The sequence below is a fragment of the Terriglobia bacterium genome (assembly GCA_020073085.1).
Classification (GTDB): Bacteria; Acidobacteriota; Terriglobia; order JAIQFV01; family JAIQFV01; genus JAIQFV01.
On sequence record JAIQFV010000025.1, the window covers coordinates 1 to 26119 of the forward strand.

The following is a 26119-nucleotide window of genomic DNA, read 5'->3' on the forward strand; positions in this document are numbered from 1 at the left end:
TCACGACTGTCCCCGTGCCATTCTTGTTCACCCCCTGGCTCAACACTGCCGAGGTGCTGCCCGCAAAGCTCGCATCCCCGTTATAAACTGCTGTGATCGAGTGAGTCCCTGCCGACAACGACACAGTCATCAAGCTCGCTGTACCCGCCGAGAGCGTTCCAGTACCGAGCGCCGTCGCCCCTTCGTTAAACGTCACCGTCCCGGTGGGCGTCCCCGCCCCGCTCGTCACCACCGCCGTAAATGTCACCGCCTGTCCGACGTTCGACGGATTGAGCGACGAAGTCAATGCGGTGTTCGTGGCAGCCAGCGTCACCGGTGGCGCGAGCACCCAAACGTCATCCACACTCAGCACATTGGGAGTACTCATCGCCCACGACGACATCTCCAGGCTGACTCCCCCGCTTGTGTAAGCCGGCCGCGAATCGAATCCGTTGTCCGTGGTATCCAGAACCTGAACCCCGTCGTAGTAGACTACGATCCGGTTCCCCTGGAAAGTCACCGTCAGCGTGTGCCACCTTGTCCCCACCCCCGGCAAACTGGCCTCGGCCATGGGAGTGAAACCCCACGTTCCCCAACTCCAAAACTTGATCAGTTTCACCACCGAGGAGCCGCCCACCGAGCCCTCCGGATACACCCACACCCCGTAGCGGGCCCCCGTCACCGCATCCACCCGGCCTCCCAGCCCCCCGCCAAACGCCCCCGCCGGCAGCTGCAGCCGCCCCTCCACCGTGTAATCGCTCCAGTTCCCCGCCGCGTAGGCGTACCCGTCATTGTTCACCGGGCTGGTTCCCGTCATCGTCCCGCCCGCCACATTCCACGTTCCCTGCACCGTCGTCCACAGAGGATCGGATCCGCCCGGCCCCGAAAACGCATCACTCAACAGCAGAACGCTGCCAGCCGGCCACAACGTCAAGGCCCCGCTCCGGTTTGTCCCCACGTAACTGGCCGTCACCGCCAACGGCGTCATCCCTGACACCGCACTGGTGCTGACGCCGAACGTCGCACTCGTGGCGCCCCCCTCCACCGTCACGCTCGCCGGCACCTGCGCCACCGCCGGATTGCTGCTCTGAAGCGTCACCACCGCTCCCCCCGACAGCGCCGGCCCGGTCAGGGTCACCGTCCCTTGCGACCCGCTTCCCCCCGTCACCGCCCCCGGATTCAGGGTCACCGAATCCAACGTCACGGAGGTCACCGTGAGGGTTACGGTCGCGACGTTCGACAGTACACCTCCGGCGCTCGCCTGGTACGTGAAATTGTCGGTCCCACTGAAACTGACGAACGGGGCGTAGCTGAATGAGCCATCCGACTGCAGGCTGAGCGTCCCCTGTGCTGTTGAACTCACCAGCGTGGCGGTTAATCCGGCGCCCGTGTCATTGCCCAGCACCCCAGGCGCCGGAACATTCAACGTGCCACCCTGCGCTACACTATAGGCGTCGTTCTGCGCCACTGGCGCCAGTGGCGTTACGGTGATCGTCACGGTTGCAGTGTTCGAAAGTTCGCCTCCCGCGCTTGCCTGGTACGTGAAACTGTCGGCTCCGCTGAAACTGGCAAAGGGAGCGTAACTGAACGAGCCATCCGACTGCAGACTGAACGTTCCTTGTGCTGGTGGACTCACCAGCGTGGCCGTCAAGCCCGCACCCGTGTCATTGCCCAACACCCCGGGAACTGTGACATCCAGCGTGCCACCCTGCGCCACACTGTAGGCATCATTCTGCGCCACCGGCGTCAGCGACGTCACCGTGAGGGTCACGGTCGCGACGTTTGACAGCACACCTCCCGCACTCGCCTGGTAGGTGAAACTATCGGTCCCACTGAAACTGGCGAAGGGCGCGTAACTGAACGAGCCGTCCGACTGCAGACTGAAGGTCCCATGCGTCGGTGAGTTCACCAGCGCGGCCGTTAATCCATCGCCCGTGTCATTGCCCAACACCGCTGGAGCAGCCACCTCCAGCGTGCCACCTTGCATTACGCTGTAGGCGTCATTCTTTGCGACCAGGGTGAGGGGGTACGAGACTTCGACACTGGAAACCGTTGTCCCCACCTGTACTTTGATTCCCTGATGGTAGGTCCTGTAGCTGCCTGGATCGGCCACCACCCCGTTCAGCTTGACTTCGACATCACTCGAGACAACCGTCCAGTTGGGAATGACCAGCTCGATAGCGGTGTCAGCGTCCGTGGCCCCTGTAATCGACGCCGTGGCGACCAAATGATGATCGGTAATCAAGCAACTGGGAGTTACCTGCACGGGTGACCGTTTCGTCCACCAACCCAACACCGTGGTCGCATTCACCGGCCAGATGGCGGGCTTGGCTGCAGCGTACTGGATGTACGCGGCGGGATTCGGATTCGTCGAAGGTTCATGCATGTATAAGTTGATGAGTGCACCCAGGCCGTAGTAGTAGTCGACCAGGCCCTGGATCGTAGGCGGGGTGTGGTATGGATTTATAGCTTGAGCGATGTCCCCATTGATGTACCAATCGCTGACAGGCAAGGTGACGAAGCTGAATCGCTTCCCCTGCGTCTCGGTTGAAACGGTCCAATGGGGAAAGGGGCTGAGCTTCTGCTCGCCCGCCGTCGCAACACCCAGTTGTTCCAAAATCTGATAAGAACCTTCCCGTGTTGAGTTGAACCATGGCGAAACCCAATTGCGCGTGTTGGTACTCAAACCTGAAAGCCAGCCGTCAAGGTCGGCAAAGGAGGCTGCGATGGAGGCCGAGGCATAGGCGCCCCCGCTGGGGTAACCCGGCGGCAAAATGTCCAGGATTTCGTCTGGTCCCCAATGCCAGTAATCACCATCGCTCACGGTTAAGTCCGGGTTTCCGGGGTTACTCAGCCCCCCGTTGTGCGACCCGATCGTTGCGCCGGACAACGAAACTGCCCGTCGCAGGCTGGCTATCGTGTCCGGTGAATTTTCCATCTCCACGCGCAGCACGCCAGTGCAGAAATAGTAGTCCCCCCTGGCTCCAACGGAACTGTCAAACTGAGCGGAGGATTCTATGGAACTGATCAGGCTCTGACTGTTTTCAAAGTCATGCCGGACAGCGTATGCGGAATTGTAAGGGTAGGGCCAGGGACTCACCTTGATGAGGGGAAGGTTGGCCGTCTCGAAGGCCCATTCGATGGCATTGCGGAATATTCCGTACGCGTACATCCCAGGGGCCCAACCTCCGTGCCCAATGAGGGGCTGCATCGCGGCATGATAGATGAAGTATCCTTTGCCGTATGATTTCGTCGCCAAATACGGGTTGCCGCTCCCGAGGGCGATTACTGTTGCGCCGTCGGCATTGGTCATCCACATATTGTGATAAAGCTCGATCTCGTGGTCCGGCGTTTTCCCCCAGGAAACGTCCTCCGAGGTCAACGGCATCCGCCAAATGAGTTGCCCGTCGGGAATGTGGGACACGAGGCGATGGTCGATCATTTTGTAAAAGTCCCAACTTTGATCCCAGTTCTGAAGGCTCGCGTTCATCATGTGCAGGCCCATGGCATCGGCCAGCGCAAAATCACCCCGCGTCGTCCCGTCGGGATTGCGCGTGAACGACGACGAACCGACAAACAGAAACCCGCCTGCGGAGACATAGTTCTCGAGCGGCGTCACCTCGTCGTCACTGACGGCTTCAGAGGCGAGGCTGATGACGATGGGATATTTGGGCGAGCCGTCGGGATTGAGCAGACTGCCGGCACGGATGTCGGCGTCGCTGACCACCACAAACGGGGTGCCATCGGAGCGCAGGGCTTCCTTCAGCGACTCCGGCATTACGAAGTAGTGCCAATACGGAGTCCACCACTGGTGACCCGTATACCCCGCGCCGGTGGGCGTCGCCCCACTGGCGGGCATGGTCTCCAGGGCCTGGGTCAGTTCTGAAACGTGGATTGCAACGACAGGCTCCGCCGCAAGCGCGGAGAAAGTGAAAGAAATCAGCAGGCAGGCTGCCAGCAAAAGCTTTCGCATACTATGCTCCCCGGGCGGCCACGAGGACCGTCCATAGTCTGCATTCTTCGCCGAACAGATTCTTGGGTTACTTCGCTTTCAAAACGATAACAGTAACGCCCCTCAACCGCACCACGGCAAGTCACGCCGGGCTTGGGAAGTGCTGCAACTCCCTCTTGTGCCTCCCGTCAATCCAAATACGAGCGGCTCTCCGTCGGGATATCCGGATGCACCGTACAACCTCACCTTCCTGAATCATTGCCAAAGACATGAAACATGCGCCTTCAATCATCGGTTCCCAACGACTTGATGCCCCATTGTGTGAAACACTTCACAATCGACACCATTCCCCTTCGCCTCAATGTTCGGTGAACGATATCATTAGTCTTTATGAGTGATTATGCGCTCCTTGAGACCTCGAACCAGTGGTGCTTATCGTTCAGAACGTGTCAAAAAGCTCTCAGAGCGAAAGGGGCTGAATTGCAGTCCTCCCTATTCTTGCTCATCTCTTTCGATTTGTCAACCGACCTTGTGAACGGGATCACTTAATGATTTGTACGGGAAGAGGTTCAGTGCCAGGCACGCGGCAACCTCATGAACCCACAAGACTTGTCAAGGGCTGATCGAGGCTTGGAACCCCTCCACCGAGCGAGAGAATCTTTCAAGACAAGTCAGGATTCGAGTCCGAAGCGCAGGACCAGGCCTGAGCGGAGCGGCCCTCCAAGCCCCTGAAATTTCACGCCGATGTGTCGCAGGGGTCATTCCCTTCAGCAGGACGGTGACATAAATCACCAAAACGAGTTTGAATTAGCGGTCAAAGGAATTAACATAGAAACGCTGTGTGCGCCCTGCTGAGAGAATTCCAGCACGGCTTGAGATCCACCTGCGGGCTATTCTCGAGGTTTTTTACTTTTATCGCGGTTGTCCGCACAAAGTGAGCGGGCCGGAGCTGAAGTACTCATTCAATTTCCGGAAGGATCCTACCGCTTTACTGTCCCGGCTGGGAGCAGACCGTGGTGACAACTATGGGTCAAGCTTGGCCGCGTCCGTCGCAGAACGTGCGGCTGACCGGCGATGACGTCCATGTCTGGCGAGCCTCTCTCTCCCCATCCGTTCCCTTGGTCGACCAGATGGCCGGACTCCTTTCGGACGATGAACATGAAAGGGCCGGGAGGTTTCATTTTCAAGTGGATCGAAGGAGATTCATTGTGGGGCGCGGCCTTTTACGCACCCTCCTTGGAACATACCTTGAAGTTCAACCGACAGCCCTACGATTCCAATACGAACCCCAAGGTAAACCCTACCTGGCGGCGCCAGAAGGTAAAGAAAAATTGTCTTTTAATTTATCCGATTCAGGAGATTTGGCGCTTTATGCGTTCGCCCTGAACCGGAGAATTGGAATCGACCTGGAACGGCTTCGGGCCGTTCCTGATCTGTTGGAGATTGCCAAGCGATTTTTCGCCCTGGAAGAATTTGAGGAATTATGTTCACTCCCCGCCGACTTGCAGCGAGAGGGGTTCTTCCGGTGTTGGACCCGAAAGGAAGCCTATCTAAAGGCCATTGGAGAAGGATTAGGGGTTCCACTGGACCAATTTGTTGTCTCGCTTGATTCCAGAGATGGGGCAAGAGTGGTCCGTGTCCTGGGGGACCCTGAGGAGGCCGCGCGGTGGTCTCTCACGGAACTCGCTCCCGCCGCGGATTATGTCGCCGCGCTTGCCGTCGAGGGGCAGCCGTGGCAGCTCTCCTGTTGGGATGGGACGGCCCTCCCCCCACTTCTTTAAACGAATTCGGAAATTGAATGTGCAGGACCGAGTATGGTGCAGCTGGTTCGCCAAGGAGACCCCACGATCACCAGGCGATCATGTACAGGACTCTCAAAAATTTAGCCGACCGGTGGTGCGCCTGTGCCCTGAAAGAGCCGGAGAACAAACAACGATTTTCTGACGCACACAATTTCCAGATGTGTCAATTTTGAGTGGATCGCGAATGATGGAATATTTAATTCGAGGAAACAGTCGTGAGCTTTCAGATAGAAGGTTGTCAACTTCCTGTATTCCTGGCCTCCTAATAAAGGGTTTTCTCGCCATGGTAGGCGCGGAATCTGCGTCTCATCCGACAATCGAGGCGTGAAGTCTGAGAAGTTAGTTCAACGACACTTAAGTTCCGCGCAGGTGGGCGCAAGGGCGTGCCTGTGTGAGCGAGTGTCAACGGTGGTATCGGGGGTATTTTCATGATAGTCTTTAAGTCAGTGACTGGTGGGGCTGGGAGGGAGTATCCCCGCCTGAACTCAGGAAAGGGATTTCCCAAATTTGGGAATTCTCCCGAGGCAGATTTCGCCGCTCATCCACTGAAGAGAAGGACATTCCAGGCTGTGCAAGTGTCGAAGCAGCGGTGTCCGTATCGGATAAAACTTATGAAATCAGAGTTGGACCCCGGATCAGGAAGAAGCGCGCCCGGAGACATCCTTCGTAACAATTTTTTCACAATTCATGTGTACAATCTCTTGAGACAAGGAAGGGCCTCTTGGAGGCCACGTCAACAATACAACTCGTAGAAAGGGCTGCTCCCTGAGGGGGCGGCCTTCCTGACTCCAGAGAGGAGTCGACCTACCTTGAAAACACAAGAAAAAGTGACCGAACCCAGGGAAGGGAGGATAGAGGATTCCTATTCCCTCTCTCCGATGCAGCAGGCCATGCTGTTCAACTATCTGGATGACCGGCATTCCGGCGTTGATATCGAGCAGATCGTTTCGACCTTGCATGAAAGAGTGCACCCTGCTCACTTCCAACAGGCCTGGCGGAGGGTGGTGGAGAGGCATCCTATTCTGAGAACCACCTTTGAATGGGAAGCCCTTGCAGATCCTGTTCAACGTGTGCACAGTCATGCATTCCCACCGTTTGAAGAGTTCGACTGGCATTCACTTTCCCCGGCCGAGCAGGAAAAGGGATTGACCTCGTATCTCGATTCGGATCGCCACCGCGGTTTTCTGCTCAATGAACCGCCGCTGATGCGGATTGTCCTGTTCCAAATGGGTGCTGAGGACTATCGATGTGTGTGGACATTCCACCATGCCCTTCTGGATGGGCGGTCTTTTCCGCTCGTGCTGAAAGAAGTGTTTGCCTTCTACGAAGCCTTCTCGCAGGGGCGTGAACTGACATTGGATGTTCCCCGCCCCTTTGGCGACTTCATCAACTGGTTTCAGGAAAAAGATCATTTGAAGTCGGAGCCTTTCTGGAAGGAAATGCTCAAGGGGTTTACCACCCCAACCCTCTTAAACCTTTCTCGCGAGCCCGTTCAAGAGCCGGGGGCCAAGACTCATGGAGCCCGGGAAGTTCGGCTTTCAAAGGAATTGACCGCCGCTTTGAATTCCTGCGCGCGCGAGAATGGACTCACGGTGAACACGTTTATCCAGGGGGCGTGGTCGTTGCTGCTTCACCATTACAGCGGCGAAGACGATGTCGTTTTCGGCGCCACCCGGGCCTGCCGCCGCACTGCCCTGGAGGGGGCGGAGTCGATGATGGGGATCTTTATCAACACCCTTCCGGTCAGGGTGCAGATGACCTCCGATATGTCGCTCATCCCTTTTCTCAAGGGGCTCCGCGCTCAGCAAGTTGTCTTGCGCGACTATGAACACACCCCGCTTCACCTGGTTCAAGGATGGACAGAAGTGCCCCGGGGGAAGCCATTATTTGACAGCATCGTGGTTTTTGAGAACTATCTCTTAAACGCTGCCTTGCGCGCGGGAGGCGGCCATTGGCTTCACCGTGAATTCCGCTATATCGGGCAGACGAATTTTCCTCTCACTCTGATTGGATACGCTGACGAAGAACTTCTTCTCAGAATTGAATACTATCGAAACCGCTTCGATGACTCGGCGATTGAACGGATGCTGGTCCATTTGAAAGTTCTCCTGGGCAACATGGTCGCCAATCCAAACCAGAGGTTGGCAGAAGTAAAGATTTTGGGAAACGATGAATACCGGCAATTGGTGGAGGGTTGGAATGAGACCGCAGTGGCCTATCCCGAGGGGGTGTTGCTGCATCAGCTCTTTGAGGCCCAGGTGGAGAAGACGCCCGACGCCGTGGCGGTGGTGTTCGAAGGGGAGCAGTTGAGCTACCGTCAACTCAACCAGCGGGCCAATCAACTGGCGCACTTCCTTCGTTCCCTGGGGGCCGCCCCCGACACCTTCGTCGGCGTATGCATGGAGCGCTCCCTGGAGATGGTCGTGGCCTTGTACGGGATCCTCAAGGCGGGCGCCGCTTATGTGCCCATCGACCCGGACTATCCCCGCGAGCGGGTGGCCTTCATGCTGGAGGACGCCCACACCCCGGTGCTGTTGACCCAGCAGCGGCTGGCTGCCGATCTGCCCGCGCACGGGGCACGGATGGTGTGTTTGGACACCGCCTGGCCGGAGATTTCACAGCACCGGGGTCAGAACCCGGAGGTGACCGCTACCGCCGGGAATCTCGCTTACATGATTTACACCAGCGGCTCCACCGGCAAACCCAAGGGGGCCATGAACACGCATCGCGGCATCTCGAACCGCCTCCTGTGGATGCAGGAGCGGTATCAGCTGACGGCGGCGAATGTGGTGATGCAGAAAACCCCGTTCAGTTTCGACGTCTCGGTGTGGGAGTTTTTCTGGCCGTTACTCAACGGCGCCTCGCTCGTGGTGGCGCGGCCGGGGGGACACCAGGACCCGGCCTACCTGGCGGATTTGATTGAGCACCGCCACATCACCGTGCTGCATTTCGTGCCTTCGATGCTGCGGGTGTTCCTGGAAGAGCCGGGGCTGGAGCGCTGTCGTTCACTGCGCCATGTCATCTGCAGCGGCGAAGCGCTGGGCTTTGATCTGCAGGAACGGTTCTTCGAGCGCCTCCACGCGCAGTTGCACAACCTGTATGGCCCCACCGAGGCGGCCGTGGATGTGACGCACTGGACGTGCCAGCCCAACAGTCCCCTGCACTTTGTCCCGATCGGACGGCCGGTGGCCAACACCCAAACCTATATCCTGGACGGACGCCTGCAGCCGGTGCCGATCGGGGTGGCGGGCGAGTTGCATCTGGGCGGGGTGCAGATCGGACGGGGCTACCACAACCGGCCCGAACTGACGGCCGAGAAATTCATCCCCGATCCGTTCCGACAGGAGCCCGGGGCTCGGCTGTATAAAACGGGCGATCTGGCGCGCTATTTGCCGGACGGCAACATTGAGTTTCTGGGTCGCATCGACCACCAGGTCAAGATCCGCGGCTTGCGCATTGAACTCGGCGAGATTGAATTCCAGCTGGCAGCCCATCCGGCGGTGAAGGAGGTCGTTGTGGTGGCTCGCCAGGATGAGCCCGGCGACCAACGGCTGGTGGCTTATCTGGTCGCGGGCGAAGCCGCGGCGCCGGGCACCAGCGAGCTGCGGACCTTCCTGCTGCACACCCTGCCTGACTACATGGTCCCGGCTGCTTTTGTGTGGCTCAAGCAACTCCCCCTCTCCCCCAACGGCAAAGTCGACCGCCGCGCGCTGCCGGCCCCTGACAAGACCCAGCGCGATCTGGAAAAGCCTTTCGTCGCGCCGCGAACCGAATTGGAACGGGCGCTGGCCGGACTCTGGCAAAGTGCACTCAACGTGGAAAAGGTCGGTTTGGAAGACAATTTCTTCGAACTCGGCGGGCATTCCCTGCTTCTGGTTCAGGTCCATGGAAAACTGCGGGCGCATCTCCACCGCGACCTGCCCATCACCGAGCTGTTTCAATACCCCACCATCCGTGCGCTGGCCGAGCACCTGAGCGAATCCGCGCCGAAAGAGGGTTCGACCAAGAACATCCGGCGGCGCGCCGAGCGGCAAATCGCAGCCCGGTCACGGCGTGTGGAACTCGAGAAGGAACTCGACAAATGAAAGAGAACCCAAAAAGCAAATCCATCGGCGATGTGGCTGTCATCGGTATGGCAGGCCGATTCCCGGGTGCGCGGAATATCGAGTCTTTCTGGCGGAACTTGAAAAACGGGGTGGAGTCCATCCGATTTTTCACCGACGAGGAACTGGCCGCCGCCGGGGTCGATGCCGAGTTGCTGTCAAACCCGAGCTATGTCAAGGCCCGGGGGGCGCTTGAAGACATCGATCTGTTTGACGCCGGGTTCTTCGGTCTGATTCCCAGAGAAGCCGAAACGATGGACCCGCAACATCGCCTCTTCCTCGAGACCTGTTGGGAGGCGCTGGAAAACGCCGGATACGACCCCGAGAAGTACGACGGAGCCATTGGACTTTGCGCTGGCGTCAACATGAGTACGTACCTGTTCGCCAACCTCGGCGCCGACCGGGAGTACATTGAAAGTTTGGTCAGCTCCACGGATGCTGGCGCCTTCCAGATTTATCTAGCTAACGAAAAAGACCACTTGACCACACGCGTCGCCTACAAACTCAATTTGAAGGGGCCGGCTATAACGGTGCAGACCGCATGTTCCACCTCCCTGGTGGCGGTCTGCCAGGCCTGTCAGAGCCTGCTGTCCTACCAATGCGACATGGTGCTGGCCGGAGGGGTGGCGGTGACAGTTCCGCAGATAGGGGGCCATCTGTATCGGGAAGGCGCCATCCTGTCCCCGGACGGGCACTGCCGCGCCTTTGACGCCCAGGCTCAAGGCACCTTGTTCGGAAGCGGGGTCGGCGTCGTTCTGCTGAAGCGGTTGGAGGAAGCCCTGGAGGATGGCGACACCATCCTGGCCGTCATCAAGGGATTTGCCTTGAACAATGACGGATCTTCTAAAGTCACTTATACGGCCCCCAGCGTGGACGGCCAGGTGGATGTGATAGGGCTGGCGCAGGCCCTTGCCGGTGTGGACGCCGACACCATCAGCTACGTCGAGGCCCATGGTACGGGGACCCCGCTGGGCGACCCGATCGAGATCGCCGCGTTGACCCAGGCCTTTCGACAGAGCACCGACAAGAAAGGGTTTTGCGGCGTCGGGTCGGTGAAAAGCAACATTGGACACCTCGACTCTGCGGCGGGTGTGGCGGGTTTGATCAAAACCGTCCTTGCGTTGCAGCACAATTTGATTCCCCCCTCGTTGCATTTCACCGAGCCCAATCCTAAGATTGATTTTGCCAACAGCCCCTTCTACGTGGTCGCGCGGCCGACCGAATGGCCCAATCACGACACGCCCCGCCGCGCCGGTGTCAGCTCGTTTGGTATTGGTGGAACCAACGCGCACGTGGTGCTTGAAGAGGCGCCCCCGCGCGAGCCTTCAGGGCCGTCCCGCTCTCGACAACTGCTGCTCGTCTCGGCCCGGTCCGCTGCAGCGTTGGACCAGGCGACCACTGCCCTCGCGACACACCTCCGAACGCAGCCTGACCTGAGCCTGGCCGATGTGGCTTACACACTCCAGGTGGGCCGCCGTGCATTCCCGCAGCGTCGAATGGCGGTTTGCGGTGATGCGAACGACGCCGTGGAGGTCCTTGAGAAGCGCGACCCCAAGCGCGTATTCACACAAGCGGCTGAGCAACACGACCCGCCGGTGATGTTCATGTTTCCCGGCCAGGGCGCTCAATATGTGAATATGGGCGCCGAAATCTACCGGACCGAACCTGTATTCAAAGAGGCCATGGACCGGTGTGCCGAGTTGCTGCAACCGCATCTGGGTCTGGATTTGCGGTCTATTCTCTATCCCCCGCCCGACCAGGTTGCGGTGATGGGGGAGCGGCTACTGCAAACACAGATCACTCAGCCCGCTTTATTTGCGATTGAATATGCCCTCGCGCAGTTATGGATCAGTTGGGGGGTGCGGCCGGCGGCGATGATCGGCCACAGCGTCGGTGAATATGTGGCCGGCTGCCTGGCGGGGGTATTCCCGCTGGAAGAGGCCCTGCCCCTGGTGGCGAACCGCGCGCGACTGGTACAGGCTCAACCCCGCGGGGCCATGGTGGCTGTTCGCCTGCCCGAGAGTGAGATTCTGCGGCTGCTGAACGCAGATCTCTCCATCGCCACGATCAACTCGCCTTCGCTGTGCGTCGTCTCCGGACCTTTCGTCGCCGTGGAGGCCTTCGAGCAGCGACTGAAAGAGGCTGGCGTGGTCAACACGCGGCTGCATACCTCGCACGCCTTTCACTCGGCGATGATGGAGCCGGTGCTGGCTCCGTTCACGGAAATCCTCAACAAAGTCCGGTTTCATGAGCCGAAAATTCCATACGTCTCGAACGTCACCGGCCGCTGGGTCACCACGGCTGAATCCACCGACCCCCATTATTGGGCCGGCCACGTGCGCCAGGCGGTGCGGTTTGCGGACGGTGTCGCCCTGTTGCTCGAGAACCCGCACGCGGTGTTGCTGGAGGTGGGTCCCGGCCACACGCTGACCGCATTGACACGACAGCATCCGGCCTGTGCGAGAAAGCAGGTGGTGCTGGCATCCCTTCCGACGGCCGAGGATCCGGAGGAGCAGTCGGTCCTCACCGCGCTGGGCCGAGCGTGGCTCGCAGGCGTGACCGTGGATTGGACGGCATTTTACACGCAAGAGCAGAGGCGGCGTGTGGCTCTGCCGACCTATCCTTTTGAGCGGCAACGCTGCTGGATCGAGCCCGACCGGTCGGTGGGCCAGCGGGCGAGCCGCCCTCTCGCTGCTGCAGCGCCGACGGAGGGCCTGCCGGCAGCCGTCCCGGGCGGGCAGGCTGCGATAGTCTCCGCCGTCCCGCCGGCAACCCGCAAAGAGCAGATCGTTTTAGAATTAAAAAATCTGCTGCAAGAGTTGTCGGGGATAGATTGCGGTGACGTGGAGAACAACACCACCTTTGTGGAAATGGGTTTTGAGTCGCTTTTCCTGACGCAGGTCAGCGCCGCCATTGAAAAACGTTTTGGCCTTCGCGTCGCCTTCCGCCAATTGCTGGGGGAATTTTCCACGCTCGACAAGCTGGCCGATCAACTGGAGAGCGTTTCCAGGCCCGCGGTGGCAGCAGCGCCGGAGCTGGTGGCCGCGAGTACTGGTCCGACCGACCAGAAGGCGCCTCTGACCGAAGCGCAGCGGGAAGTGTGGCTGGCCACGATGATGGGCGGCGACGCCTCGTGTGTCTTCAACCAGTCGTGCACGTTAAATTTCCATGGGCTCCTGCGACGGGAGGCTCTCGAGCGAGCCATGGAGGGATTAATCTCCCGGCATGAAGCATTACGGACCACATTCTCGGAATTGGGCGATTTCCAGCAGATTGCGCCGAAGCTGACGGTGGAATTGTCTTTCTTTGACCTTTCGCAAATCGAGCCGAGCCAGCGCGATAACCAGCTGGCGGGGATGTTGGCCAATGAAGCGTCGAGTCCATTCGACCTCGTACATGGACCCGTGTTGCGCGCGCGGGTAGTGAAGCTGGAAGATCGACACCATGCGCTGATGTTCACGATCCATCACATCGTGTGTGACGGCCGTTCGCTGGCCCTGTTGTTACATGATCTGGGCGAATTGTATTCCGCGGAATGTCAGGGGCTGCCGTCTCAACTCACTCCGCCCCGGTCCCTGAGAGAATACGCGCAGGAGGGCGCCCGGTTGATCCAAAGCCCGGAGTACGCGGAAGCCGAGGCCTACTGGCTGAAGCAATTTGCGGATGAACCGCCGGCGCTGGAGTTGCCCACCGACCGGCCGCGGCCGCCGGCGAAGACCTTTCGCGGGGCGCTCATCAACGTGGTCGTGCCACCCGAGCTGTGCCAGCAACTCAGACGCGCCAGTACCCGTTACGGCTGCACTTTGTTTACGACGCTTTTGGCCGCTTACTTTTTGTTTTTGCATCGGCTGACAGGCCAGGAAGAAATCGTGGCAGGCGTGCCCGTTGCCAGCCCGGGCGTTGAGGGGAAGGATCGCCTGGTCGCCCACACCGTCAACTTTTTACCGGTGCGCGGCCGCCTCGCCGACAGCATGCGGTGGACCGAGCATCTGGAGGCGGTAAAACAGGTGTTCCTGGAGGCCTACGAGCACCGCCATGTCACTTACGGCACCCTGATTCAAAAACTGAAGTTGGGACGCAACCTCAGCCGGATGCCGCTGGTGTCGGCCGCATTCAACTTCGCCCATGGGAAACAGACGCTGCGGTTTTTTGAATTACAAACGCAACTTGGCCTCAACCCATACAGCTTCACCAATTACGATCTCAACTTCGATTTCAGCGAAGATGAGGATTCGTTGGAACTGGATTGCATTTATAACGCAGACCTGTTTGAGGTGAATACAGTCCAGCGCTGGTTGGGCCACCTGCAGACTCTGTTGGAAGCCATCGCGGCCCATCCCACGGATCCCATCGCGGCGCTGTCGTTATTGTCGGAACGGGACCGTCATCGATTGCTCATCGAGTGGAACGGCACACAGTCCGATTATCCTTGCGACGTCACTTTAACGCAGCTCCTTGAGGCCCAGGCTGCGCGAACTCCCCAGAGAGTGGCCGTTGTCGCAGACGACAAGACGCTCACTTATTCTCAGCTGAACACCCGGGCCAATCAATTGGGTGCTGCTCTCCAGGCGTGTGGGGCTGGGCCGGATTCGATCGTCGGTCTCTACCTGGAGCGCTCATCCAACTTGCTTGTCGCCCTGCTGGGTGTGCTCAAGGCCGGAGGTACCTATCTGCCCCTGGACCCAGCCTTCCCCCGCGAGCGACTGGCCTTCATGATCGAAGACTCCCAGGCTTCGGTATTGCTCACCGACTCACAAATGCTGCCGACCCTGCCTCCCCATTCTGCCCGGGTTCTGCTCCTCGATGATCCAGCACTGAACTCAATGGGAGAAGAGAATCTACCCGTGGAGTCCGGTCCCGAGCATCTGGCTTATGTCCTTTACACCTCCGGGTCAACGGGCAAGCCGAAGGGGGTGCAGATTCCGCACCGCGCCGTGGTCAATTTCCTGCATTCCATGCAGCGGGAGCCCGGTTTGACGGCGGACGACGTTCTGCTTGCAGTCACCACGTTATCGTTCGATATCGCCGGGTTGGAGTTGTACCTGCCCTTGATGGTGGGAGCGCGGGTCGTGGTGGCAAGCCGCGAGACCGCTGCCGACGGCATACGACTGGCTGATCTTATGGAGCGCTCTGCGGCCACGGTCATGCAGGCCACTCCGGCGACGTGGCGAGTGCTTGTGGAATCCGGATGGAAGGGCAACCCGTCGCTCAAAATTCTCTGCGGCGGGGAAGCTCTGTCCCGCGAGTTGGCGCAACAACTGCTCTCCCGCTGTGGTGAGCTGTGGAATCTCTACGGACCCACCGAGACAACCATCTGGTCGACAGCCGCTCGAGTCTCGGCGTCGGATGAAAAGATCACCATTGGCCGACCCATTGCCAACACCGAAATTTACATTCTGGATTCTAGTCTTCAACCGGTGCCGGTCGGAGTCGCAGGGGAGCTTCACATTGGCGGCGACGGGCTGGCCCGGGGTTATCTCAACCGTGACGAGCTGACGGCTGAGCGCTTTATCAACCATCCTTTCAACTCCGACCCGGGGGCTCGCCTTTACAAGACCGGCGACCTCGCCCGTTATCGGGCCGATGGCAACATTGAACACCTCGGGCGCCTGGACTTCCAGGTCAAGCTGCGCGGTTTTCGCATTGAATTGGGTGAGATCGAGTCATTGCTGCGACAACAGAGCGCGGTGCGTGAGGCGGTCGTGATCGTGCGCGAGGACACGCCCGGGGACCAGCGGTTGGTTGCCTATCTACTCGCACGGCCGGGCCAGACCCCCGACTTCGCGGAGTTGCGCCAGTACCTGCGTACTTCCCTTCCTGACTATATGGTTCCCTCCTTCTTCGTCCTGCTCGACACGCTGCCACTGACACCCAACGGTAAGATTGACCGCCGTGCCCTGCCCGTCCCGGAAGGCAAACGACTGGTCGAAATTTCATTTGTCGCACCCCGAACCCCCCTTGAAGAATCAGTTGCGAATGTCTGGCAGGAACTCCTCGGCGTTGACCGTGTCGGAATCCACGATGACTTCTTTGATCTGGGGGGACATTCGCTCACAGCTATTCAGGTTAAATCGAGACTTCTCGAAAGAACGCATGTCGATCTGCCTTTACGCAGCCTGTTTGAATCCCCCACGGTGGCAGGTCTCGCGGAGCAAATCGAAGCCATTCGATGGTCGAAACAGAGCGAGGGTGCCTCTGGAGAGAACCTGGAACACGACCGCGAGGAAGTGGAGATATGACTCCTATCGAGATTCTGTCCCACTTGCGCGGGCTGGATATCCGGATCCGGGTGGAGGATGAAAAACTCCGCGTCAACGCGCCCAAGGGGGCCCTGACGCCTCAACTACGCGCAGAATTGGAGAGGCACAAGGCTGAGCTCGTGGCTTATTTGCGATCGGTCGAAGCCGCTGGGCTGTCTCAGATCCAGCCATTACGGCCGATCCCCAGGCAGACCCACCACCTGCTTTCCTTTGCACAACAGCGCCTTTGGCTCCTTGACCAAATGGAGCCCGACAGTCCTGTCTACAACATTTCCGGCGGGACGAGCCTCGCAGGTCCGCTCAAGATAGACGCGCTTGAGCAGGCCCTCAACGAGATCATTCGACGTCACGAGGTTTTACGTACTACCTTTGGTGAATCGGACGAACAGCCTGTCCAGAACATCGCCCCCTCAATGGTGTTGAAACTCCCTGTTGTGGACTTGACTTCTCTCACAGCGGAGCAGTGTGAACTTGAGATCCAACGAATTGCCGTCGAGGAGGCCCAAAAGCCATTCAATCTATCGGTCGGCCCTCTTCTAAGCACCGTGTTGTTAAGATTGGCCGATGACCGCCACGTACTCCTGTACACGATGCATCACATTGTTTCCGACGCCTGGTCGATTGGCATTTTTATGAGGGAACTGGCAACTTTGTACGGAGCCTATTCTACCGGACACCCGACACCCCTCAGCGATCTGCCGGTCCAGTACGCTGATTTTGCCCACTGGCAGCGGGGATGGCTGCAAGGAGAAGTGCTGGAACTGCAGTTGGCGTATTGGAAAAAGCAGTTGGCGGGGGTTCCCGCGGTTCTGGAACTGCCCACGGACCGGCCTCGTCCACCTGTTCAGACTTTCGTTGGCGCGGTGGCCACGATGGACCTCCCAAAGGCATTGTCTGAGCAGCTTCGCAGCCTGGCGCGCAGCGAAGGCGTCACGCTGTTCATGCTCCTGCTGGCGGCCTTTCAGACGTTGCTCCACCGATACAGCCACCAGGAAGATGTGGTGGTAGGCTCTCCCATCGCCAATCGCAACCGGGTGGAGATCGAGCCGCTGATCGGCTTCTTCGTCAACACGCTCGTGCTGCGCACGGATTTGTCCGGCAATCCAACGTTCCGTGAACTGCTGTCACGAGTGCGCGAGGTCGCCCTCGGAGCTTACGCCCACCAGGATCTGCCATTTGAAAAACTCGTCGAAGAACTTCGACCTGAACGCAGCTTGAGTCATTCGCCGTTGTTTCAAGTCGCCTTCTCCTTGGAGAATGCCCCAGGCTCCCCGTTTGAACCGGCTGGACTGACACTCACCCCGCTGGATTTTGAATGGAAAACCTCCAAGTTTGATCTCACTCTATTCATGCACGAGAGCTCCGCGGGACTGCGAGGCATCCTGGAATACAACACCGATCTGTTCGATGGATCGACGATGGGGCGGATGCTGTCGCATTTCCACAACCTGCTCGAGAACTTGGTGGCCGACCCCGGACAGCGCATTTCGCAGCCGCCACTGCTAAGCGACGCCGAGCGGCAGAGGGTAGTGGTGGAATGGAATCAGACTGCTTCGGAATATCCGCGGGACAAGTGTATCCACGAGTTGGTTGAAGCCCAGGTGGAGCGCACGCCCGATGCGGTGGCGGTCGTCTACGGAGAGAGTGCCTTAACCTACCGGGAGCTTAACTCAAAGGCCAACCAGCTGGCTCACCACCTGCGCGGCTTAGGGGTCGGGCCGGAGGTGGCCGTCGTCCTTTTCATGGAGCGGTCCGTGGAAATGGTTATCAGCCTCCTGGCAATTCTCAAAGCGGGGGGCGCTTATGTTCCACTCGACACCACCTATCCCCCAGAACGCATCAAGGTCATGCTGGAAGATGCAAAAGCCATAGCCCTGATTACCGACCGGGCGGTGACTCCGGAATTGCTCTCTCATCCTATCCACGTCCTGCGCCTGGACAAGGGCTGGGAAACTATCGGCCAAGAGCCCGTCGAGAATCCCGTCAATCAGACCCACGGGGAGAGCCTGGCTTATGTGATTTACACTTCGGGGTCGACAGGAAAGCCCAAAGGGACGTGCATCCCTCACTGCGCCATCAACCGGCTTCTCTCGAACACCAACTATATTGAACTTCAGCCTTCCGACCGTGTGGCGCAGGCGTCCAATGCTTCCTTCGACGCCGCCACTTTTGAAATCTGGGGGGCGCTGCTGAGTGGAGCCCGGTTAGTCGGCATCCCGAGGGACGTGATCCTGTCACCTCAGGCCTTCGCGAAGGCGCTCCGCGATCAGAATATCAGCGTCATGTTCCTGACTACGGCCTTGTTCAACCAGATGGCCCGCGAGGCCCCGGGGGCGTTCGCCCATCTTCGCTATCTGCTGTTTGGGGGTGAGGCTGTGGATCCCCGGTGGGCACGCGAAGTTTTGCACACCCATCCACCCCAGCGGCTCTTGCATGTTTATGGACCCACGGAAACCACCACGTTTGCCACATGGCATCCTGTAGACGGTGTGGAGCCGGACGCAGTGACCATTCCCATTGGCCGGCCCATCTCCAACACGGAGGCCTACATCCTGGATTCAAACCTCCAGCCTGTGCCGATCGGGCTGAGCGGGGAACTGCATCTGGGTGGGGATGGCCTGGCACAGGGCTACCTGAACCGTCCCGATCTCACGGCAGAAAAATTCATTCCTCATCCGTTCAACCCGGTGTCCGGCGCTCGCCTCTACAAGACCGGGGACCTGTGCCGATTCCTGGAGGACGGCAGCATCGAGTTCCTGGGGCGCATCGACACTCAAGTCAAGATCCGCGGGTTCCGGGTGGAGCTGGAAGAAATCGAATCCGTGCTGGACCAACATCCCGGCGTGCAGGAGTGTGTGGTGGTGATGCGGGAAGATACTCCCGGAGACAAGCGGCTGGTCGCCTACCTGGTCCCCCGGAACCAGGGGAAACCGGTGGTCAGCGAACTTCGCGCCCTCCTGAAACAAAAACTGCCCGACTATATGGTGCCGGGCACATTTGTCATTCTCGATTCACTCCCGCTCAATCCCAACGGCAAGGTGGACCGACGCGCCTTGCCGGTACCGGACGCATCGCGACCGGACCTGGAAGAGAAGTACGCAGCCCCGCGCCATCCCGTCGAGGAGGTACTGGTGGGCATCCTGGGCGAAGTATTGGGGCTTGAGCGAGTCGGCATCCATGATAATTTTTTTGAGCTGGGAGGGCACTCCCTGATGGCGACCCGGGCCGTCGGTCGAATTCGTGACGCCTTTGAATTCGAACTGCCTCTGCGCCGGCTGTTTGAGGCCCCCACCGCCGCTGAACTGGCGGATGTCCTACTGCAGGATCCATCGGTTCGTGGGAAGATTGAAAAGAGAGCCCAGGTCCTGCTGAGGCTGGCGGGACTCTCTGCGGAGGAAACTCAAACGATGCTCAAAGAGAAGACCTCGGTCACGGGCAAGGGTGATATTCAATGAGTGGTCCTCCAAAGCGCAGCTTTGAGTTCTCGGAAGAGAAACTCGCGCTGCTCAAAGCACTGGCCCGGGAAGAAGGCCTGGAAGACTCGCTGGCCGGGAGGATCCCTCTGAGAGGGAAGGCCGGTCCGGCCCGATTATCTTCTGCGCAGGAGCGTCTCTGGTTTTTGGAGCAACTGGAACCGGGCAGTGCTGTTTACAACGTGTCGATGAGGTTACGGCTGGTGGGTCCGCTGCAGGTGGAGTCCCTGACGCGGAGTCTGAATTCCATTGTGCAACGTCACGACGTTCTGCGGACGCACTTCGAGTCGAAGGATGGCGAGCCGATGCAAGTCGTCGAGGCAGCGTGCGACGTGAGGCTGCCGGTCGTGGATTTGGAAGGGCTGGAGGCGGGGCAGCGGGAGGCCGAGTTTCAACGGCTGGCCCTGGAGGAGGCGCAGAAACCTTTTGATCTCGGCTGCGCTCCACTGTGGCGGGTGACGCTGGTCCGCCTGGGCAAGGCCGAGCATGTCCTGCTGCTGACCCAGCATCACATTGTGTCGGACGGTTGGTCGCTGGGTGTGTTCTTTCACGAGTTGGAAGCGAACTACGAGGCCTTCTGCGCCAACAGGCCTTCGCCACTGGCCGCTCTCTCGCTCCAGTATGCCGATTATGCGGAATGGCAGCGGCAGTGGTTGCAAGGCGAAGTCCTGGAGGAACAACTCGGCTATTGGAAGCGCCAGTTGGAGGGGGCTCCTGCCGTCTTGGAACTGTCTACGGACCGGGCCCGCCCGGCGGTGCAGAGTTTTCGAGGCACGGTGCGGGGACGGTTGTTGAGCCCCGCATTGTTGCAGGGGCTGAAGGAGTTGAGCCAGCGGCAGAATGCGACCCTGTTCATGACCCTGCTGGCGGCCTTCGAGACCTTGTTGTCCCGCTACTGCGGACAAAGCGACATCGTGGTGGGCTCTCCGATCGCCAACCGTCACCGCGTGGAGATCGAGCCCCTGATCGGGTTCTTCGTCAACACCCTGGTGTTGCGGACGGATCTCTCGGGGGATCCCAGTTTTGAGCAGCTGTTAGGGCGGGTGCGGGAGGTGGCGCTGGGGGCATATGCCCACCAGGACTTGCCGTTCGAAAAGTTGGTGGAGGAGTTGAGGCCGGAGCGCGTCCTCAGCCACAACCCGCTGGTCCAGGTGATGTTCGCGCTCCAGAATGCCCCTCCACCCCCCCTGCAATTGGGCGATCTGAAGATGCACCTCGAAGCGGGCAGCAGTGAAACGGCGAAGTTTGACCTGACCCTGTTTCTTCTCGAGCAGGAAAATGGACTGCAAACCGACATCGAGTACAACACCGACCTGTTTGACGAAGCCACCATCGAGGGATGGCTCACCCACTGGGAGACGCTGCTGGAAGGAATCGTGGCCCATCCGGAATACCGGCTCTCGCAATTGCCCCTGCTGAGCGGGGACGAGCGGCAGCAAGTGCTGGTCGAATGGAACCGGACCGTCTCCGATTATCCCCGCGACAAATGTGTGCAGCAGTTGTTTGAATCGCAGGTGGAGCAAACCCCCGATGCAGTGGCGGTGGTGTCCGGAGAGCAGCAGTGGACTTACCGGGAACTGAATCGCCGCGCCAATCAACTGGCCCATTATCTGAAGAAACTGGGCGTGGGCGCCGAGGTACCAGTCGCCATGTGCCTGGAGCGGTCTTTGGACATGGTGGCGTCCGTGCTGGCCATTCTGAAGGCAGGCGGGGCTTATGTGCCGTTGGACTCCGACTATCCTCGAGAGCGTCTGGAATTCATGCTGAAAGACACGGGCTCCCCCGTGCTGTTGACCCAGAGTGTGCTGTTGGAAAAGCTTCCCTCGGAGCAGGCCCTCGTCGTCTGCATCGACACCGACCGTCCGCTCATCGCCCGGGAGAGCAGCGAGAATCCGTCCTGTGCAACCGGGCCCCGGAGTCTTGCCTACATCATCTACACTTCCGGTTCCACGGGCCGCCCCAAGGGCGTGATGGTGGAGCATCGGTCCGTGGTCCGCCTGGTCAAAGAGACCAACTACGCCCACTTCGGACCGAACGAAGTCTTTCTGCAGCTGGCGACTATTTCATTCGATGCCTCCACCTTCGAGCTGTGGGGAGCACTCCTGAATGGAGCCCGGCTTGCATTGATGCCGGAGCGGACCATATCACTTGAGGAATTGGGGCAGGCGATCAGGCAATTCGGGGTCACTACCTTGTGGCTCACCGCCGGACTCTTTCACCTCATGGTGGAGAGGCGGCTGGAGGATTTGAAGCCGCTCCGTCAACTCCTGGCAGGTGGAGACGTCCTGTCGCCCCCTCATGTCCGAAAGGTTCTTCAAGGGCTGGAGGACTGCGCCCTCATTAACGGATACGGGCCCACTGAGAACACCACCTTTACTTGTTGTCACGTGATGCGGCCTGGCGATCCTATCGCCGACACCGTGCCGATCGGGCGACCCATTTCAAACACCCAGGTGTATCTGCTCGATCCTCACTTTCAACCCGTGCCCATCGGAGTTCCCGGCGAGCTCTGTATTGGCGGCGATGGGTTGGCCCGCGGTTATCTCAACCAGCCGGAGTTGACCGCCGAGAAGTTTGTTCCCAATCCCTTCAGCAGCGAGCCCGGCGCCCGCCTCTACAGAACGGGAGACCTCGTCCGCTATCGGAGAAACGGCACCATTGAATTTCTGGGCCGGGGCGATCTGCAGGTGAAGATTCGGGGCTTTCGCATTGAACTGGGCGAGATCGAGACGGTGCTGCGGCAGCACGACGGGGTCGCCGACGCGGTGGTGGTGGCGCGAGAAGAGAAAGCGGGCGGCAAGCGCCTCATCGCCTACATCGTGGCAAAGGGAAGAACGCAGCCGGGCTTCGACGAGTTGCGCCAATTCTTGAAGGCGAAACTGCCCGACTATATGGTGCCCTCCCTGTTTGTGCCGTTGGAGGCTTTTCCACTGACGCCCAACGGCAAGGTGGATCGCCGCGCCCTTCCCGAACCCGAAGGTCCGAACCTGGTCGCAGGACAGGAATTCATCGCTCCCCGCAATCCTGCGGAGGAAATGCTGGCCGGGCTCTGGGCCGAAGTGCTTGACCTTGAGCGCGTGGGCATTCACGACAACTTCTTTGATCTCGGCGGCCATTCTCTCCTGGCGACGCGCGTCATTTCGCGAATTCGTGAGCTCATGCAGGTTGAACTGCCTCTGCAGCGCCTGTTTGAATTTCCTACGATCGCAGGGCTGGTAGAGTGCATCGAAGCGGCACGCCGGGGCGGCCCGGTCCCATCCACCCTCCCGCTTCAGCCGGTTCCCCGCGATCAAAATCTACCCCTTTCGTTCGCGCAGCAACGGTTGTGGTTCCTGGAACAGTTGGAGCCGGGCAGTGCAGGTTACAACATTCCCATGGCAGTGCAACTGAATGGCCCGTTGAAAGTGCAACCGTTGGAACGGAGTCTGAATTCTGTCGCGCAACGGCACGAGGTCTTGCGGACACGTTTTGAGACGCGGGATGGTGAGCCCGTCCAAGCCGTGGAGGCCGCGTGTGAGGTGACGCTTCCCGTGGTGGATCTGAGCGGACTGGAAGCAAGACAGCGGAGGACAGAGTTCCAGAGGCTGGCCCTGGAAGAGTCGCAGAAACCATTTAATCTGCAGCGTGCCCCCCTGTGGCGCGCCAAGCTGGTCCGTTTGGGCGAGGCAGAGCATGTCCTGCTCCTGACCCAGCACCACATTGTGTCCGACGGCTGGTCGATCGATGTGCTCTCCCATGAGTTGGGGGTGCTCTACGAGGCCTTCTGCTCTAATAAGCCTTCTCCACTGCCTGCCCTCTCGCTCCAGTATGCTGATTTTGCCGTGTGGCAGCGGCAATGGTTGCAGGGGGAAGTGTTGGAGTCACAGTTGGTGTACTGGAAGCGGCAGTTGGCGGGGGCTCCCGCTCTTCTGGAGTTGCCGACGGATCGGCCTCGTCCGCCCGTTCAGACCTTTGTTGGCGCGGTGGCCACGCTGGACCTTCCCAAGGCATTGTCTGAACAGCTTCGGAACCTGGCGCGCAGCGAAGGCGTGACGCTGTTCATGCTCCTGCTGGCGGCCTTCCAGACCCTGCTCCACCGCTACAGCCGCCAGGAAGATGTGGTGGTGGGCTCTCCCATTGCCAATCGCACCCGGATGGAGATCGAGCCGCTGATCGGCTTCTTCGTCAACACCCTGGCGTTGCGGACCGATCTGTCCGGCAACCCGACCTTCCGCGAACTCCTGGCACGGGTGCGCGCGGTCGCCCTGGGGGCCTACTCCCATCAGGATCTGCCTTTTGAAAAACTCGTCGAAGAGATTCGGCCTGAACGCAGCTTGAGTTACTCTCCCCTGTTCCAAGTCGCCTTTGCCTTGGAGAACGCTCCTGCTTCGCCGCTCGAGTTGGCCGGACTGACGCTCACCCCGCTGCAGGTCGAGTGGAAGAACTCCAAGTTTGATCTCACGGTGTTCATGCATGAGAGCCCCGAGGGGCTGCGAGGCGGAGCGGAATACAACACCGATCTCTTCGACACCACCACGATCGAGCGAATGCTGTCGCACTTCCGCACTCTCCTGGAGGGGATAGTGGCCGATCCAGCTCAGCCGATTGCCGCCTTACCCTTGCTGACCGGGACTGAACGCCGGCAGTTGCTCGTGGAGTGGAATCAGACCGCTTCTGAGTATCCGGGAAATCGCTGTGCTCATGAGCTGTTCGAAGCCCAGGTGGAGCGGACACCGGAGTCATTGGCGGTGAAGTTTGGAGAACAACAGTTGAATTATCGGGCGCTGAACCGGCGCGCCAACCAACTGGCCCGTCATTTGAAACAATGCGGGGTGGGCCCGAATGTGTTGGTTGGGATCTGCACGGAGCGCTCCCCGGAGATGGTCGTAGGCATTCTGGGCATCCTCAAAGCAGGCGGAGCGTATGTTCCCCTGGACCCGGCTTATCCGAAAGAGCGGCTGGCGTTCATGCTGGAGGAAACGCGGACCCCGGTGCTGTTGACGCAGCAGCGATTGTGCTCGCTGATCCCGCCGCTCGGGATGAAGATCCTCTGCCTGGACACGGACTGGAGCTCCATCGCTCACGAGAGTGAAGAGAATCTCGAAAGCGGGGTGACGGCGGAGCACCTGGCTTATGTCATCTATACTTCCGGATCCACGGGTCGTCCCAAGGGGGTCATGATTCAACACTCCGGGTTGGTCAACCTGGTGAGCTGGCATCAGCGAGAATACGCGGTCACCCCGGATGATTGCGCCACCCTGCTGGCGAGCCCCGCTTTCGACGCCTCGGTGTGGGAGTTGTGGCCGTATCTCACGGCGGGCGCGAGCATTCATATCGCCGACGAAGAAACCCGCCTGACAGCGCCCAAGCTCGTCCAATGGTTGACGGATGAAAAGATCACCCTCACTTTTTTGCCGACCCCCCTGGCCGAAGTTGTGCTTCAGATTCCGTGGCCCTCGAATTCACCCCTGCGCGCGCTGTTGACCGGCGGGGATCAACTCCGGCAACGGCCTGACCGGTCGCTTCCCTTCGGTTTGTTCAATCATTATGGTCCGACCGAGAACACGGTCGTGACCACCTGGGGTCGAGTGGAACCAGGACAGAAGACCGACTCTCCTCCTCCGATAGGCCGGCCGATCGCCAACACCCGGGTTTATCTGCTCGACGCGAACTTGAATCCGGTCCCCGTGGGGGTGCCGGGAGAGATGTATGTCGGCGGGGAGGGCCTGTCCTGCGGGTATTTGAACCGGCCGGACTTGACCAAGGAGATGTTTTTGCCCGATCCCTTCAGCGCTCATCCATCTTCCCGCCTCTATAAGACCGGCGATCTGGCGCGGCATCTCCCCGACGGCAACATTGAATTTCTCGGCCGCGTCGATCAGCAAGTGAAGATTCGAGGGTTTCGCATTGAGCTGGGGGAGATCGAGACGGTGTTGCGGCAGCACGAGCGGATTGCGGAAGCCGTGGTGATCGCGCGCGAGGATAAGGCGGGGGAAAAACGCCTGGTCGGTTATGTCGTTTCCAAGGGGACGGAGGCGCCGGGTTTCGGGGAATTGAGAACCCTCTTGAAATCGAAACTGCCGGACTACATGATCCCTTCCAGCTTCATGCTGCTGGAGACCCTGCCGCTGACTCCCAATGGCAAGGTGGACCGCCGCGCCCTGCCGGCGCCCGAGAGTGCGCAATTGGACACCGGTCAACACTACATCGCCCCACGCACGCCGCTGGAAAAGGCCCTGGCAGAGATCTGGGCAGAGGCCTTGGGGCTGGAAAAGGTCGGAATCCAGGATAACTTCTTTAACCTCGGCGGCCATTCTCTGTTGTCCATGAAGGTAGTCTACGAGGTGGAAAAGAAGACCGGTCTGCACATCAACCCCCGCCAAATGATCTTCGAAACCGTGGAACAGATTGCCGCCGCTTGCGAAGCCATGAAAAACCAGGCAAAGGAAGTCCAGACGGAAGGACCCAGCAAGACGCTGCTGGGAGCGCTTAAGGGGGTCTTCTCCCGTCGCGGTTAGAGGCAGGGTCAGGATTGATTGAAGAACTTTGGCAACCCTGACAGGTCAATCCA

General features: G+C 59.6%; 6 protein-coding genes. 5 read left to right on the plus strand and 1 reads right to left on the minus strand.

The window, feature by feature from the left end; genetic code table 11:
- Window positions 1–3952, minus strand: a 3952-nt coding sequence (locus tag LAO21_19005) for a tandem-95 repeat protein (GenBank protein ID MBZ5554812.1), incomplete at its 3' end; no start/stop codon positions are given.
- A gap of 1004 nt (window positions 3953–4956) precedes the next feature.
- On the opposite strand from LAO21_19005, the gene LAO21_19010 reads away from it, so the two are divergent.
- From LAO21_19010 to LAO21_19030, 5 genes are all read left to right on the plus strand, one after another.
- A complete protein-coding gene (locus tag LAO21_19010) occupies window positions 4957–5712 on the plus strand; it encodes a 4'-phosphopantetheinyl transferase superfamily protein (GenBank protein MBZ5554813.1) in 756 nt (251 codons plus the stop codon).
- A gap of 830 nt (window positions 5713–6542) precedes the next feature.
- On the plus strand, window positions 6543–9818 hold the full coding sequence (locus LAO21_19015) for an amino acid adenylation domain-containing protein (GenBank protein ID MBZ5554814.1): 3276 nt from the start codon (window positions 6543–6545) through the stop codon (window positions 9816–9818).
- The gene (locus LAO21_19020; GenBank protein ID MBZ5554815.1) at window positions 9815–16075 is read left to right on the plus strand and encodes an amino acid adenylation domain-containing protein; all 6261 of its coding nucleotides are present in this window, start codon (window positions 9815–9817) and stop codon (window positions 16073–16075) included. Before LAO21_19015 ends, LAO21_19020 begins: the two co-directional genes overlap by 4 nt.
- Window positions 16072–19551, plus strand: a complete 3480-nt coding sequence (locus tag LAO21_19025; protein MBZ5554816.1) for an amino acid adenylation domain-containing protein — start codon at window positions 16072–16074, stop codon at window positions 19549–19551. Before LAO21_19020 ends, LAO21_19025 begins: the two co-directional genes overlap by 4 nt.
- Window positions 19548–26066, plus strand: coding sequence for an amino acid adenylation domain-containing protein (locus LAO21_19030; protein ID MBZ5554817.1), 6519 nt, complete (start codon window positions 19548–19550; stop codon window positions 26064–26066). The genes LAO21_19025 and LAO21_19030 overlap by 4 nt, the downstream gene beginning before the upstream one ends.
- Window positions 26067–26119: the final 53 nt, after the last annotated feature.

Bases quoted from the DNA above. Each gene is read 5' to 3' on its own strand.
- LAO21_19010 (MBZ5554813.1), top strand. From the start codon at position 4,957: ATGGGTCAAGCTTGGCCGCGTCCGTCGCAGAACGTGCGGCTGACCGGC.
- LAO21_19020 (MBZ5554815.1), top strand. From the start codon at position 9,815: ATGAAAGAGAACCCAAAAAGCAAATCCATCGGCGATGTGGCTGTCATC.
- LAO21_19025 (MBZ5554816.1), top strand. From the start codon at position 16,072: ATGACTCCTATCGAGATTCTGTCCCACTTGCGCGGGCTGGATATCCGG.
- LAO21_19030 (MBZ5554817.1), top strand. From the start codon at position 19,548: ATGAGTGGTCCTCCAAAGCGCAGCTTTGAGTTCTCGGAAGAGAAACTC.